Below are 13,191 nucleotides of genomic sequence, written 5' to 3'. Positions count from 1 at the left end.
TCTCCGGGGCGCCCCTCGACGCATCCCGCCCGCCTCGCGCAGGTGTGAGCGGGGTGCCCCTCTCTACCGTATGCGTTAAGAGGGGGCCCTTCCTTTCCCGCGCAGCGCGCGGGTGGCGGCGGCGCCGAGCAGGGCACCGGCCGCGATCACGGCGGTGGCCACCCCGGCCACCTGCCAGCCGACCGGGCCGATCTCGGCCAGCCGGCCGCCGCCGAGCGGGCCGCCGGAGACCGCCGCGAGCGCGCCGAGCAGCAGCCCGGCGACCGGGCCGGCCAGCGCCGCCGGGGCGAGCAGGGCCGGCCAGGCCACCTCGGCGCGGTCCTCGGCGGCGATCCGCAGCAGCCGGCGGGCGAGCAGCCACCCGGCGGCCATACCGGCCAGGACGGGCACGGCGAGCAGGCCCGCACCGTAGCCGTCGACGGGCCCGCTGGGCAGCCCCGCCAGCAGCGGCACGGCCGGCAGCGCGCCGACGGAGACCTCGCTGGTGCGTACGGCGGTGTCGACGCCGACGGCGAACCCGGGGCCGAGCAGGTAGCTGGCCGACCAGATCGTCGCGTTCGGCGCGTAGGCGAGGCTGACCAGGGTGATCCCGGCCTGCCCGGCCACCCCGGTGCGGTAGGCGCCGATCATGTCGGCGGCGTCGCCGCCCCCGGTGGCCACCGCGAGCCCCGCTGCTCCGGCCCCCGCGCCGAGCAGCAGCAGCCCGGCGACGAGGCCGGTGCGCACCCCGTCCCGGAGCTGCGTGGGGGCCCGGGCGGCGAGCAGGCGGGCCACGGCGGTGGTCCGCAGCGCCCCGGCCAGGGCCGCGAGCGTGCCGACGAGGGCGAACGTCGCCCCGGCGCGGGCCGGGGCGGCACCGGCGGGCACGGCGGCGAGCGCGCCGAGCAGCGCGTACCCGATGCCGACCGCGCTGGCGGCGGTGAGCGCCTGGCGCGGGGAGCCCCCGCCCCGCGCCCCGATGGCCCGGCTGGCGTGCACCCCGGCGCGGGTGAGCCGCCAGACGGCCAGCGCGGTCAGCGCGAGCGGGGTCAAGCCGAACGGCCCGGCGTCGGTGGTGAGCGGGACGCCGTGGCCGAGCAGCCAGCCGGCGAGCCCGGCGCGCAGCGCGCCGGTGACGGAGCCGGCGTCCTCGGTGAGCTGGGCGAGCCCGAGCACGAGGGCGACCGGCAGGTAGGAGGTGAGCGCGGCCCAGGCTGCGGCGACCCCGGCGGCCACCGCGAGCGGGGCCCGACCGCGGGGGGACTCCCCGGGCCGGGGCGCGGGCCCCCGGGGGCCCGGGACGCGGCCGGCGGGCCGGGCGTCGGCGCCGACCCTGGCGGCCGGGCGGCGGGGCTGGTCAGGGGTGACGGAGGACATCGGCTCTACTCTGGCACGTCGCGCCGTCGCGGGCAGTCCGATACCGCCCCCGACCGGCCGGAAGTTCGGTGATCCACCGACCTGGCACCCCCGATCCGGTCTAGCCTCGGCCCCAGGACGCGAATTCCTGTCGCGGCCGCGGACCGCTCGGAGGAAGCCGTGAATGCTCCGTATCCACCGCCCCCTGCGCAGGCCGGGGGCCGGGACCGCACCACGCTGTGGGGCGTGCTCGGCATCATCCTGGGCCTGCTCTGCTGCGGCATCCTGGGGATCATCTTCGGGTACCTGTCGATCCGGGACGCCAAGCGGTACGGCCAGTCCCCGGTGCTGGGTTACCTCGCCATCGCGTTCGGCGTGATCAACATCATCGGCAGCGCGATCCTGCGGGCGAGCGGCAACTACCCGTTCTGGAACAACAACTGACCGTCACTGCACCGATCGGGCACCGTGACGACGCGAGGGGGCCGACCGGCTCGGTCGACCCCCTCGGCGCGTCTCGCGGCGGTCAGCCGGCGGACATGATCTCCCGCATGAGCTTGGCGGTCTCGGTCGGGGTCTTGCCGACCTTCACGCCGACGGCCTCCAGCGCCTCCTTCTTCGCCTCGGCGGTGCCCGCCGAGCCGGAGATGATCGCGCCGGCGTGGCCCATGGTCTTGCCGGGGGGCGCGGTGAAGCCGGCGATGTAGCCGACCACCGGCTTGGTGACGTGGGACTTGATGAACTCGGCGGCCCGCTCCTCGGCGTCGCCGCCGATCTCGCCGATCATCACGATGGCGTCGGTGTCCGGGTCGGCCTCGAACGCGGCCAGGGCGTCGATGTGGGTGGTCCCGATGATCGGGTCACCGCCGATGCCGACGCAGGTCGAGAAGCCGATGTCGCGCAGCTCGTACATCATCTGGTAGGTCAGGGTGCCGCTCTTGCTGACCAGGCCGATGCGGCCGGAGCCGGTGATGTCGGCCGGGATGATGCCGGCGTTGGACGCGCCCGGCGAGGCGATGCCGGGGCAGTTCGGCCCGATGATCCGGGTGCGCTCGCCCTTGGCCACGTTGTACGCCCAGAAGGCGGCGGTGTCGTGCACCGGCACGCCCTCGGTGATGACCACGGCCAGCGGGATCCCGGCGTCGATCGCCTCGATCACGGCGGCCTTGGTGAACTGCGGCGGGACGAAGATGACCGTCACGTCGGCGCCGGTCTCGGCCATCGCGTCGGCGACGGTCGCGAAGACCGGCAGCGCGGTGCCGTCGAAGTCGACGCTCTGGCCCGCCTTGCGCGGGTTCGTGCCGCCGACGACGTTCGTGCCGGCGGCGAGCATCCGCCGGGTGTGCTTGGAACCCTCGGAGCCGGTCATCCCCTGCACGATGACCTTCGAGTCCTTGGTCAGCCAGATAGCCATTGTCAGACCCCCGCAGCCGCCAGCTCGGCGGCCCGCTCGGCCGCGCCGTCCATGGTGTCGACCCGCTGCACCAGCGGGTTGTTCGCGCCGTCGAGGATCGCCCGGCCGGCCTCGGCGTTGTTGCCGTCCAGCCGGACGACGAGCGGCTTGGTGACCTTCTCGCCGCGCTGCTCCAGCAGGGCCAGCGCCTGCACGATGCCGTTGGCGACCTCGTCGCAGGCGGTGATGCCGCCGAAGACGTTGACGAAGACGCTGCGCACCGACGGGTCGGACAGGACGATCTCCAGCCCGTTGGCCATCACCGCGGCGCTCGCACCGCCGCCGATGTCGAGGAAGTTGGCCGGCTTGACGTTGCCGTGCCGCTCGCCCGCGTAGGCCACGACGTCGAGGGTGGACATGACCAGGCCCGCGCCGTTGCCGATGATGCCGACCTCGCCGTCGAGCTTGACGTAGTTGAGGTCCTTCTCCTTCGCGGCCTGCTCCAGCGGGTCCACGGCGGCCTGGTCGACGAGCGCCTCGTGGTCCGGGTGCCGGAACGCGGCGTTCTCGTCCAGGGTGACCTTCGCGTCGAGCAGCAGCAGCTTGCCGTCGCCGGTCTTGGCCAGCGGGTTCACCTCGACCAGCGTGGCGTCCTCGGCGACGAACGCCTGCCACAGGCCCACGGCGACCTCGACGACCTGGTCGGCGACGTCGGCCGGGAAGCCGGCGGCGGTGACGATCTCGCGGGCCTTCGCCTCGTCGACGCCCTTGACGGCGTCGATCGGGGCCTTGACGACCTTGTCCGGGGTGTCGGCGGCGACCTGCTCGATGTCCATGCCGCCGGCGACGCTGGCGATGCAGAGGAAGGTGCGGTTCGCCCGGTCGAGCAGGTAGGAGAAGTAGTACTCCTCGGCCACGTCCGCCGTCACGGTGATCATGACCTTGTGGACCGTGTGACCCTTGATGTCCATGCCGAGGATGTCGGTGGCGCGGGCCACCGTCTCATCCGTGCCCTCGGCCAGCTTGACGCCGCCGGCCTTGCCACGGCCACCGACCTTCACCTGTGCCTTGACGACCACCCGGCCGCCGAGGCGTTCGGCGATCGCGCGGGCCTCCTCCGGGGTGTTGGCGACGCCGCCGGCCAGCACGGGCAAGCCGTGCCGCTCGAACAGGTCCCGCCCCTGGTACTCGTACAGGTCCACGATTGCGCGTCCCGTCCCGTCTCCGCGGCGCGCCGTCGCGCCGCCACCAGCGTTGTGGAATCAGTTTGACGCCTGTCATCAGTTGAAACAGGCCATTGGGCGCAGCCTAGCGAGGTCGGCACCGGCGGCAACCGAGCGGGTGCGCGGTGTGCCCTACTCCACAACCAGCGGGATCGCGGCCGTCGGCGGGGTGCGCAACAGCGCGCGTGGGAATTCCGCAGACGATGTTCCCAGGTCGGCGTAACCCCACGGTCAGGGCGTCGTTGAGTCAGGTGTCGGAGCGCTGCTGAGCGCGAAGACGGGAGACGGCCGATGCCCTGTCGGTCGAGGGGTGGCGGCGGGGCATCGTGCATAGAGGGGCCGGACGTGTGAGGGGTGCGTCCGGCCCCTCCCCCTGCCCGGGGAAAGGTGCCGGGGCGCGGGTCAGGCGACCGGCTGGGCCACGTTGGCCCGCACCCACTCGACGATCGACTGCGTGGTCGCGCCCGGGGTGAAGATCTTCTTGACGCCGAGCTGCTCCAGCTCGGGGATGTCGGCGTCCGGGACGATGCCGCCGCCGAAGACGACGATGTCCTGCGCGTCCCGCTCGCCCAGCAGCTCGACGACCCGCCGGAACAGGGTCATGTGCGCGCCGGAGAGCACCGAGAGCCCGACCGCGTCGGCGTCCTCCTGGATGGCCGTCTCGACGATCTGCTCCGGGGTCTGGTGCAGGCCGGTGTAGATGACCTCCATGCCGGCGTCGCGGAGGGCGCGGGCGACGACCTTGGCCCCCCGGTCGTGGCCGTCGAGGCCCGGCTTCGCGACGACGACCCGGATACGAGAGCTCATCAGCGGACACCTTTCGAGGGCGCTACGACTGTCACCTGAACGAACGGTAACCCGGCGGGTCGTCGGCAGGGAATCCGACCGGCCCTTCGAAGGAGGAGCCTAGGGGTCCGGGGCGGGGGGTCGGACATTCGGGCGACAGCGGTCACGGTGCGCGACGAACGGGCAGGTGAGGGCACGTATGACCAAGTGACGAGGCGTGACAATAAAGGACGTAAACGGACAGATCGACACGCCAATTACCCCGTCTGGCTTGTGACGGGCGTGGTGGTTGGCTACCGTGTCCACGGTTGTCATCAGGTCCACGGACGGGTGACGACGCGGCCAGCCGACGTTCACCACCGCTTCACGAGCGCCGGCCGACCGCATCGGAACCCCGACAACGGAGGGTGTGCGTGCGCCAGCGCCTGTCGTCTGAGCCCGATCGATATCGCGGCCGCCGCCGCGTACCCACCCCGCCGCGGAGCCGCTACGCCGCCGTCGTCACCACCGCGTTCGTCGGTGCCGGCATCGTCGCGATCGGCGCGGGAGCCCTGCCGGACGCCAAGAGCGTCAGCCCGTCGGTCCTCGACGAGCTGAAGCAGGCCTCCATCACCAGCCAGGACGCGGCGGCCCGCGCGGACTCCGCCGACCGGGCCTCCCGCGACAGCCGGGTCGAGACGAAGGCGGCCGGCGAGCAGGAGACCTGGCTCCTGCCGCTGCAGGGCTACGACTTCAACTCCCCCTACGGCATGCGCTGGGGCAAGCTGCACACCGGGATCGACCTGGTGGCCCCCGAGGGCACCCCGTACGTGGCCATCCACGAGGGCACCGTCACCAAGGCCGGCTGGTTCGGCGGCTACGGCTACGCGGTGATCGTCAAGCACGCCGACGGCACCGAGGCCATCTACGGCCACTCCTCCGCGGTGAGCGTCAAGGAGGGGCAGCAGGTCAAGGCCGGCGACCAGCTCGGCCTGGTCGGCAACACGGGCCACTCCTACGGCTCCCACCTGCACCTGGAGATCCATGTCAACGGGGACCCGCTGGACCCGGTGCCGTGGCTGCTGGAGCGCGGAGTGGACATCAAGATGCAAATCGAGCTGTACTACAGCGACGTAGCCGCTTCCTGACGCTACGCATCGACCGTTGACCGCCCGGATCAGCCGATCCGGGCGGTTCTTCGTGTTGCGCCCGCGCCGGAATGTCTGCTGCGTCACAGGCCCTGATGTGACCAGCCACACATCGCTGGTGATCAATTATCCGGACGGGCGGGTCGACCACGGGACGCTACGGACACCGTCCTCCCGCGCCCACGCCGGTTCCCCAGTCCCCCCACCCGCCTCCTCACCAGCACGAACACCAGTATTTCGAGGTCCACGTCCCCTCGAAGGTGTAGGTCCGCCGTGCACGAAGAGAACATCCGCAACAGCAGCACCCCCGACGCGCCCGCCCGCCACCGGATGCGCCCCCGGCCCGGCACCCGGGCCCTGGTCGTCGGCGCGGTCGCCCTGCTCGGGCTCGGTCTCGCCGGTGCCGCCGTCGCCACCACCGCCGGCGACGCCCCGGCCCCCGCCACGGTGGCGGTCGACGCCCCGGCCCGCGCCGAGGCCGCCGCCCGCGCCGACCGCGCCGCCCGCGAGTCGGCCAGCCCCGCCGCCAGCCCCAGCACCGTCTCGCCGAGCCCGTCGAGCGCCAGCCCCAGCCCGACGGCGACGAAGGCCACCGCCAAGCCGAAGCCCAAGCCCAAGCCGACCCCGAAGCCCGCGCCGAAGAAGACCAGCAAGCCCGCACCCGCCTGGGTCATCCCGATGGCGGGGGCGACGATCACCTCCTGCTACGGCCCGCGCGGGGGTGCCCTGCACGCCGGCATCGACTTCGCCATGCCCGCCGGCACCCCGATCCACGCCGCCGCCGCAGGCACGGTCGTGAAGGCCGGCGACGTCGGCGACGGCTACGGCATCTCCGTCTTCGTTGACCACGGCAACGGCTACCTGACCCACTACGCCCACCAGAGCCGCACCGCCGTCGGCGTCGGCGACAAGGTCAAGGCGGGCCAGGTCATCGGCTACGAGGGCTCCACCGGCGACTCGACCGGCCCGCACCTGCACTTCGAGGTGCACCAGGGCCAGATGTGGAACCAGATCGACCCCGCGCCGTTCCTGCGCGCCCGGGGCATCGACGTGGCCTGCTGACCGCCCGGCGACGCGTCGGCCGCCGAAGGGAACCACCGGCGGCCGGCGCACCGGTCAGCCCAGTTGCCGCGCCAGCGTGTCCAGGCCGCCCCGGATCAGCTCCCCGTAGGCGTCGTCGCCGAGCGCGCCGATGCCCGCCCGCGCCTGCCGGAGGCACTCGCGGGCCCGGTCGAGGTCGCCGAGCCGGCGGTAGCACTCACCGAGGTTGAGGTGCAGCGACGGATAGAGAGCGGCCACCGACATCGGCACCCCGGCCTGCGCCACCCGGTCGTCGGTGAGCAGGTCGGCCGCCGCCAGGGCACGCTGGTCCCAGAGCAGCTCCTCGTGGACGTCGTCCTGCACGTCGGCCATCGAGTGCGCGAGGACGCACACGTGCAGCGGATCGCCCCGCTCCCCGCCGATCTCCTCCCAGACCTGGGCGAACAGGTCGCGGGCCGCCTCGCGCCGGCCCTGCTGGTGGTGCAACTGCACACCCTCGTTGATCCGGGTGAGCGTCTCGTCCATGGTCGTCGGCCGGCTCAGAGCTTGTCGATCGGGGCGTGCCGCAGCACCAGCCACATCGTCTGGTCACCGAAGTCGATCTGCGCCCGCGCCCCCGGGCCGTGGCCCTCCACGGCGAGCACCCGGCCCAGGCCGTACCGCTGGTGGTTGACCCGGTCCCCGGCCGCGACCTTCGGGCCCTGGGGCAGCTCGCTGGCCGTGGCCAGCCGGCTGCCGTCGACGCCGAGCCGCTTGGCGAGCTGCGCGGCCTTCGGGGTGCCCCCGGTGAAGCCGCCGCCGCGCGGCGTGCGGTCCGCGCGCCCGCCGACGCCGCCGCCACCGCCACCCCACGAGGTGTACGTCCCCTCGGTGCGCTCCCAGCGGACCAGCTCCGGCGGCAGCTCCTCCAGGAACCGCGACGGCGGGTTGTAGGCCGGCTGCCCCCACGCCGAGCGGGTCACCGCCCGGGACAGGTAGAGGCGCTGCCGCGCGCGGGTGATCCCCACGTACGCCAGCCGCCGCTCCTCCTCCAGCTCCCGGGTGTCGCCCAGCGCGCGCAGGTGGGGGAAGACGCCGTCCTCCAGCCCGGTCAGGAACACCACCGGGAACTCCAGCCCCTTGGCGGTGTGCAGGGTCATCAGGGTGACCACGCCCTGGTGGTCGGGGTCGTCGGAGGGGATCTGGTCGGCGTCGGCGACCAGCGCCACCTGCTCCAGGAAGCCGGCGAGGGTGGCCCGCTCCCCCTCCTCCCCCAGCGCCTCGACCCGCTCCGTGTACTCCCGGGCGACGCTCACCAGCTCCTGGAGGTTGTCGACGCGGCCGGCGTCCTGCGGGTCGAGGCTCTCCTCCAGCTCGGTCAGGTAGCCCGAACGGGTCAGCAGCGCCTCCAGCACCTCTTCCGGGGTGCCGGTCTCGGCCAGTTCCCGGGCCCCGTCGAGCAGCGCCACGAAGTCGCCGATGCCGTTGGCCGCCCGGGTGGAGATGCCCGGCGCGTCGCCCGCCCGGCGCAGGGCCGCCCCGAAGGAGATGCGGTCCCGGCTGGACAGGGCCTCCACGCACGCCTCCGCGCGCTCGCCGATGCCCCGGCGGGGGGTGTTGAGGATGCGGCGCAGGCTGACCGTGTCGTCGTCGTTGACCACCGCCCGCAGGTAAGCCAGAGCGTCGCGGACCTCCTTGCGCTCGTAGAAGCGCACCCCGCCGACCACCTTGTAGGGCAGGCCGATCCGGATGAACACCTCCTCGAACACCCGGGACTGGGCGTTGGTGCGGTAGAACACCGCCACGTCGCCGGGGCGGGCCTCGTCGTCGTCGACCAGCCGGTCGACCTCCCGGCCCACCCAGTCGGCCTCGGCGTGCTCGGTGTCGGCGACGTATCCGACGATCTGCTCGCCGGCACCGGCGTCGCTCCACAGGCGCTTGGGCTTGCGGGAGGTGTTGCGGTCGATCACCGCGTTGGCGGCGTTGAGGATGGTCTGGGTGGAGCGGTAGTTCTGCTCCAGCAGGATCGTCCGGGCGTCGGTGAAGTCCCGCTCGAACTCCAGGATGTTGCGGATCGTCGCGCCCCGGAACGCGTAGATCGACTGGTCGGCGTCGCCGACCACGCACAGCTCCGCCGGCTCGACGCCCTCGGTGCCGGAGACCAGCTCCTTGATCAACGTGTACTGCGCGTGGTTGGTGTCCTGGTATTCGTCGACCAGCACGTGCCGGAACCGGCGGCGGTAGCCCTCCGCGACGTGCGGGTGCGACTGGAACAGGTGCACCGTCGTCATGATCAGGTCGTCGAAGTCCAGCGCGTGCGCCTCGCGCAGCCGCCGCTGGTAGAGCGTGTACGCCTCGGCGAGGGCCCGTTCGTTGGGCCCCTTGGCCCGGCCGGCGAACTCCTCCGGGTCGACCAGCTCGTTCTTAAGGTTGGACACCTGGGCGGCCAGCCCGCGCGCCGGGTAGCGCTTCGGGTCCAGGTCAAGCTCGCGGGCGACGAGCTGCATCAGGCGGCGGGAGTCGTCGGCGTCGTAGATCGAGAAGCTCGACTTCAGGCCGGCGTGCTCGTGCTCGGCCCGCAGGATGCGCACGCACGCCGAGTGGAACGTCGACACCCACATCAGCCGGGCGCGCGGGCCGACGAGGTGGGTCACCCGCTCCTTCATCTCGCCGGCGGCCTTGTTGGTGAAGGTGATCGCGATGATCTCGCCGGGGTGGACGTCCCGGGCCGCCAGCAGGTAGGCGATCCGATGGGTGAGCACCCGGGTCTTGCCGGAGCCGGCGCCGGCCACGATGAGCAGCGGCGAGCCGGCGTGCACGACGGCGTCGCGCTGCGGGCCGTTCAGGCCCTCCACCAGGGCCTGCGGGTCGAGGCGGACGGCCGGGCCGGACCGGCGCGGCGGGGCCTGCGCGGGCTCGGGCTCGGACGGGGACGCGGGGATGTCGAAGAGAGGCTGCATCGCACGGCGAGTCTATGCCGCCGGCCGGACACTTCCCGACAGCGCGGCCCCCGACGCGACCGGTCGGGGCGAGCGGGGAGACCGGGAGACCGGGAGACACCAGGAAGAGACCAACCCGTCACCCGTCCGGCTCTGGCGCGGCCGTCCCCGATCCACAACGATGGCTGGTGAACCCCCACTTCCTCCCCCGTACACGATTTTGGGAGAAAAACCATGAGTCAACCGCGCTCGCGCGGTCGGGCGGTGCTGCGTCACCTCGCCGCGCCGGCCCTCGCACTGGCTGTCGTCGCCACGCTGCCGGCCGCCACGCGGCCCGCGCCGGCCCCGGCCGCCGACCCCTGGGCGGCCCTCGCCCCGGTCTCGGTCTCCTACGCCAAGCCCACCGGCGGCGAGGTCAAGGGCAACTTCCTCAGCTACAACGACTTCCACGGCGCGATCGACCCGCCGGCGGGCAGCGGTGCCGTGGTCAACGGCACCCCGGCCGGCGGCGTGGAATACCTCGCCACCTGGCTCAAGAAGCTGCGCGCCGAGGCCAAGGCCGAGGGGCGGGTCACCACCACCGTCGGCGCGGGCGACCTGATCGGCGCGACGCCGCTGGTCAGCGCCGCGTTCCACGACGAGCCGACCATCGAGCTGATGGACCAGATCGGCCTGGAGATCAGCTCCGTCGGCAACCACGAGTTCGACGAGGGCGTCGACGAGCTGATCCGGCTCAACAAGGGCGGCTGCCACCCGGTCGACGGCTGCCAGGACGGCGACGGCTTCAAGGGCGCGAAGTTCACCTACCTCGCAGCCAACACCATCAGCAAGAAGACCAAGCTGCCGATCCTGCCCCCGGTCGACGTCAAGTTCGTCGGCGGCGTGCCCGTCGGCTTCGTCGGGGTCACCCTGGAGGGCACCCCCGGCATCGTCAACCCGGCCGGCATCACCAGCGTCACCTTCAAGGACGAGGTGGAGACCGCCAACAAGTGGGGCGGCCTGCTCAAGCTGTTCGGCGTCAAGGCGATGGTGCTGCTGGTGCACGAGGGCGGCGCGCAGTCCCCGCCGCCGAGCACCCCCGGCGTCTCCGACTGCGCCAACTTCTCGGGCCCGATCGTCGACATCGTCAAGGGCCTGCGGCCCGAGTTCGGCCTCGTCGTCTCCGGCCACACCCACCGGTTCTACTCGTGCTCGCTGCCGAACTCGTCCGGCCAGCCCAGCGTGGTCACCAGCGCCGGCAACAACGGCCAGCTGATCACTGACGTCGACTACTCCCTCAACCGGCGCACCGGCCGGTTCACCGGGATCTCGGCCCGCAACGTCATCGTCGAGAACGGCGTCCGCAACGCCGACGGCACCTGGCAGCAGACCAGCCCCGGCGTGTACGCCCGCAACCCCGACCTGGTGGACGCGGGCGCGAAGGCGCTGGCCGACAAGTACCGCACGGCGGTCGCCCCGATCGCCAACAAGGTGGTCGGCAAGATCAGCGCCGACATCGTCCGCGACGCCCTGCCCAACGGCGAGAGCCCGCTCGGCGACGTGATCGCCGACGCGCAGCTCGCGTACACGAAGAGCAACGGGGCGCAGATCGCGCTCATGAACCCGGGCGGCGTGCGGGCCTCCATGTCGTACGGGGCGTCGGCCGGCGGCGAGGCGCCGGGCGAGGTGACGTACGGCGAGGCGTTCGCCGTGCAGCCGTTCAACAACCTCGTGGTCACCCAGACCTTCACCGGGGCGCAGCTCAAGAACGTGCTGGAGCAGCAGTTCGTGGGCTTCAACGGGCAGACCGCCCAGCGGATCCTCCAGGTCTCGGCCGGGCTGACCTACTCGTACGACAGCACCGCCCCGGCGGGCTCCCGGGTGAGCGCCCTGGCGCTGAACGGGACCCCGATCGACCCGGCGGCCAGCTACAAGGTCACCACGAACGACTTCCTGGCCAACGGCGGCGACGGCTTCACCGAGCTGAAGGGCGGCACCGGCCGCACCACCGCCCCCGGCTTCGACGTCGACGCGCTGGTGGCGTACGTGGGCGCGGGCGACCCGGTCGCCCCGGGCCCGGCGAACCGCATCACCCGCCTCGGCTGAGCTGTGTAAGGAGGGGCCCCTTGTTAACGCATACGGTCGAGAAGGGGCCCCTTCTCATTCCGTCACGTGGGGATAATTGAGAGTCCCCGCCCCCGTGAACGGGGGCGGGGACTCTCAGGTGCCTTCTGGACGGGTCAGCCCCGCTTCTCGATCCAGTAGCCGCCCAGCTCCTCGCTGCTCGTGCAGCTGACCTCAGACGGCAGCGCACCGGCAAGGCGCCACGGGCCGAACCTGTTGCGGCTCGACGCACCGTTGTTGTACCAACAGGTGATGGCCGCTCGGTACTCCCCGCTGCCGCTGCCGCAGAACACCCAGTAGCCGTTGGCGAGGGTAGACGAGTTGCAGTTCGTGGGTGCAGCCTGCGCGGCGGTGCCCGTACCGACGAGACCGCCAGCCACCAGCGCGGTGACAGCCACCATTCGCGTCACATTCGTCCAGTTCTTCATGCAACCCCGTTTCTTGGATGCCGAGCCTTCCGGCATGATGTCGGCCGCCAGCCACACTCCACCGGCCACCTTTACATTGATAGGAATTATATCGATCTTCCTGATCGCCGTCCATCGACTTCGCCCGCGCCGCATGTCGCCCCTACATGCGGCGCAGAGCCGTCCCACCCTGCCGCCGCGCGTCGGCGGGGACCGCATGGCGGGATTCCTTGCGAACCAACAGCCAGGCTGGGCATACTCAACGGCGTGTTCGGTCAGCGCCACTACTTTTTCTACGGCACCGGAAGCCCGGTAGCCGTGGGTCGCGTCTGACCAGATCAGACCTACGAAAGCCCCGGGCCTCTGGAGCCCGGGGCTTCTCCGTTCCGGGATCCGGGCACCGGGCCCGACATCCGAGGGATACGGCGATGATGACAGATGTGATGCAGCAGAACAGCAGCCCGGAGCCATCCCGTTCGGGCCACGGTCACACCAACCCGCCTCAGGGCACCGGGACCGAGGACTCGGCCGCTGCGGCGCGAATCGTCGCCATCCGGGAGCGGATCGACGAGATCGACAGCACGTTGATCGCGCTGTGGCAGGAACGGGCCGCCCTGTCGCAGGAGGTCGGCGCGACCCGGATGGCCTCCGGGGGCACCCGGCTGGTGCTGTCGCGGGAGCGGGAGATCCTGGAGCGGTTCCGGCAGGCACTGGGGGCTGACGGCACCCAGTTGGCCCTGCTGTTGCTCCGCGCCGGCCGCGGCCCGCTGTAGAAAGAAACCGCCTGCCGGCGTCGCGGGGACGCCGGCAGGCGGTCGGATGTCGCAGGCCAGCCGAAGGTTCGTCAGGTCAGCCGGG

General features: G+C 72.3%; 12 protein-coding genes. 5 read left to right on the top strand and 7 right to left on the bottom strand.

What is annotated here, in order from left to right; all coding sequences use genetic code 11:
* Positions 1–75: 75 nt before the first annotated feature.
* A complete protein-coding gene (locus tag LPA42_RS11360; protein WP_077938370.1) occupies positions 76–1,356 on the bottom strand; it encodes a DUF6350 family protein in 1,281 nt (426 codons plus the stop codon).
* A 159-nt stretch (positions 1,357–1,515) separates the two neighbouring features.
* Here LPA42_RS11360 and LPA42_RS11355 point away from each other — a divergent pair, with 159 nt between their 5' ends.
* Positions 1,516–1,779: a hypothetical protein gene (locus LPA42_RS11355; protein WP_043965704.1), complete on the top strand. Its 264-nt coding sequence runs from the start codon at positions 1,516–1,518 to the stop codon at positions 1,777–1,779.
* 82 nt (positions 1,780–1,861) lie between these two features.
* Here the strand turns inward: LPA42_RS11355 and sucD are convergent, their stop codons facing one another.
* The 3 genes from sucD to LPA42_RS11340 all read right to left on the bottom strand — a co-directional run bounded on the left by sucD (position 1,862) and on the right by LPA42_RS11340 (position 4,758).
* A complete protein-coding gene (gene sucD, locus LPA42_RS11350; RefSeq protein WP_077938369.1) occupies positions 1,862–2,749 on the bottom strand; it encodes a succinate--CoA ligase subunit alpha in 888 nt (295 codons plus the stop codon).
* Between the two features lie 2 nt (positions 2,750–2,751).
* Positions 2,752–3,930, bottom strand: a complete 1,179-nt coding sequence (gene sucC, locus LPA42_RS11345) for an ADP-forming succinate--CoA ligase subunit beta (RefSeq protein ID WP_043965701.1) — start codon at positions 3,928–3,930, stop codon at positions 2,752–2,754.
* Positions 3,931–4,353: 423 nt separating this feature from the next.
* Positions 4,354–4,758 carry a cobalamin B12-binding domain-containing protein gene (locus LPA42_RS11340; protein WP_043965699.1) on the bottom strand — a complete coding sequence of 135 codons (405 nt, stop codon included), beginning with the start codon at positions 4,756–4,758 and terminating at the stop codon, positions 4,354–4,356.
* A gap of 392 nt (positions 4,759–5,150) precedes the next feature.
* Between LPA42_RS11340 and LPA42_RS11335 the strand changes: the two genes are divergently transcribed.
* Both LPA42_RS11335 and LPA42_RS11330 read left to right on the top strand, forming a co-directional pair.
* The gene (locus tag LPA42_RS11335; RefSeq protein WP_077938368.1) at positions 5,151–5,864 is read left to right on the top strand and encodes a M23 family metallopeptidase; all 714 of its coding nucleotides are present in this window, start codon (positions 5,151–5,153) and stop codon (positions 5,862–5,864) included.
* Between the two features lie 273 nt (positions 5,865–6,137).
* Entirely contained in the window at positions 6,138–6,926 is a 789-nt protein-coding gene (locus LPA42_RS11330) for a M23 family metallopeptidase (RefSeq protein ID WP_228986538.1), read from the top strand.
* A gap of 54 nt (positions 6,927–6,980) precedes the next feature.
* Here LPA42_RS11330 and LPA42_RS11325 read toward each other — a convergent pair whose 3' ends face one another.
* Together LPA42_RS11325 and pcrA are read right to left on the bottom strand one after the other, a co-directional pair.
* A complete protein-coding gene (locus tag LPA42_RS11325) occupies positions 6,981–7,430 on the bottom strand; it encodes a tetratricopeptide repeat protein (RefSeq protein ID WP_077938366.1) in 450 nt (149 codons plus the stop codon).
* 14 nt (positions 7,431–7,444) lie between these two features.
* Entirely contained in the window at positions 7,445–9,844 is a 2,400-nt protein-coding gene (pcrA, locus tag LPA42_RS11320; RefSeq protein ID WP_077938365.1) for a DNA helicase PcrA, read from the bottom strand.
* A gap of 213 nt (positions 9,845–10,057) precedes the next feature.
* On the opposite strand from pcrA, the gene LPA42_RS11315 reads away from it, so the two are divergent.
* A complete protein-coding gene (locus LPA42_RS11315) occupies positions 10,058–11,908 on the top strand; it encodes a bifunctional UDP-sugar hydrolase/5'-nucleotidase (protein ID WP_077938364.1) in 1,851 nt (616 codons plus the stop codon).
* Between the two features lie 134 nt (positions 11,909–12,042).
* Here LPA42_RS11315 and LPA42_RS11310 read toward each other — a convergent pair whose 3' ends face one another.
* On the bottom strand, positions 12,043–12,423 hold the full coding sequence (locus LPA42_RS11310) for a hypothetical protein (protein ID WP_144082693.1): 381 nt from the start codon (positions 12,421–12,423) through the stop codon (positions 12,043–12,045).
* A gap of 338 nt (positions 12,424–12,761) precedes the next feature.
* Between LPA42_RS11310 and LPA42_RS11305 the strand changes: the two genes are divergently transcribed.
* Positions 12,762–13,106 carry a chorismate mutase gene (locus tag LPA42_RS11305; RefSeq protein ID WP_077938362.1) on the top strand — a complete coding sequence of 115 codons (345 nt, stop codon included), beginning with the start codon at positions 12,762–12,764 and terminating at the stop codon, positions 13,104–13,106.
* Positions 13,107–13,191 lie beyond the last annotated feature (85 nt).

The sequence above is a fragment of the Micromonospora sp. DH13 genome (assembly GCF_020873825.1).
GTDB lineage: Bacteria > Actinomycetota > Actinomycetes > Mycobacteriales > Micromonosporaceae > Micromonospora > Micromonospora haikouensis.
Note: the sequence above shows the minus strand (reverse complement) of the source record. Positions and strands in the feature narration are given on the sequence as shown.

Coding starts and splice junctions, on each gene's coding strand:
- pcrA (WP_077938365.1), bottom strand. CDS start 9,844: ATGCAGCCTCTCTTCGACATCCCCGCGTCCCCGTCCGAGCCCGAGCCC.
- sucD (WP_077938369.1), bottom strand. CDS start 2,749: ATGGCTATCTGGCTGACCAAGGACTCGAAGGTCATCGTGCAGGGGATG.
- LPA42_RS11325 (WP_077938366.1), bottom strand. CDS start 7,430: ATGGACGAGACGCTCACCCGGATCAACGAGGGTGTGCAGTTGCACCAC.
- LPA42_RS11305 (WP_077938362.1), top strand. CDS start 12,762: ATGATGACAGATGTGATGCAGCAGAACAGCAGCCCGGAGCCATCCCGT.
- LPA42_RS11360 (WP_077938370.1), bottom strand. CDS start 1,356: ATGTCCTCCGTCACCCCTGACCAGCCCCGCCGCCCGGCCGCCAGGGTC.
- LPA42_RS11315 (WP_077938364.1), top strand. CDS start 10,058: ATGAGTCAACCGCGCTCGCGCGGTCGGGCGGTGCTGCGTCACCTCGCC.
- LPA42_RS11340 (WP_043965699.1), bottom strand. CDS start 4,758: ATGAGCTCTCGTATCCGGGTCGTCGTCGCGAAGCCGGGCCTCGACGGC.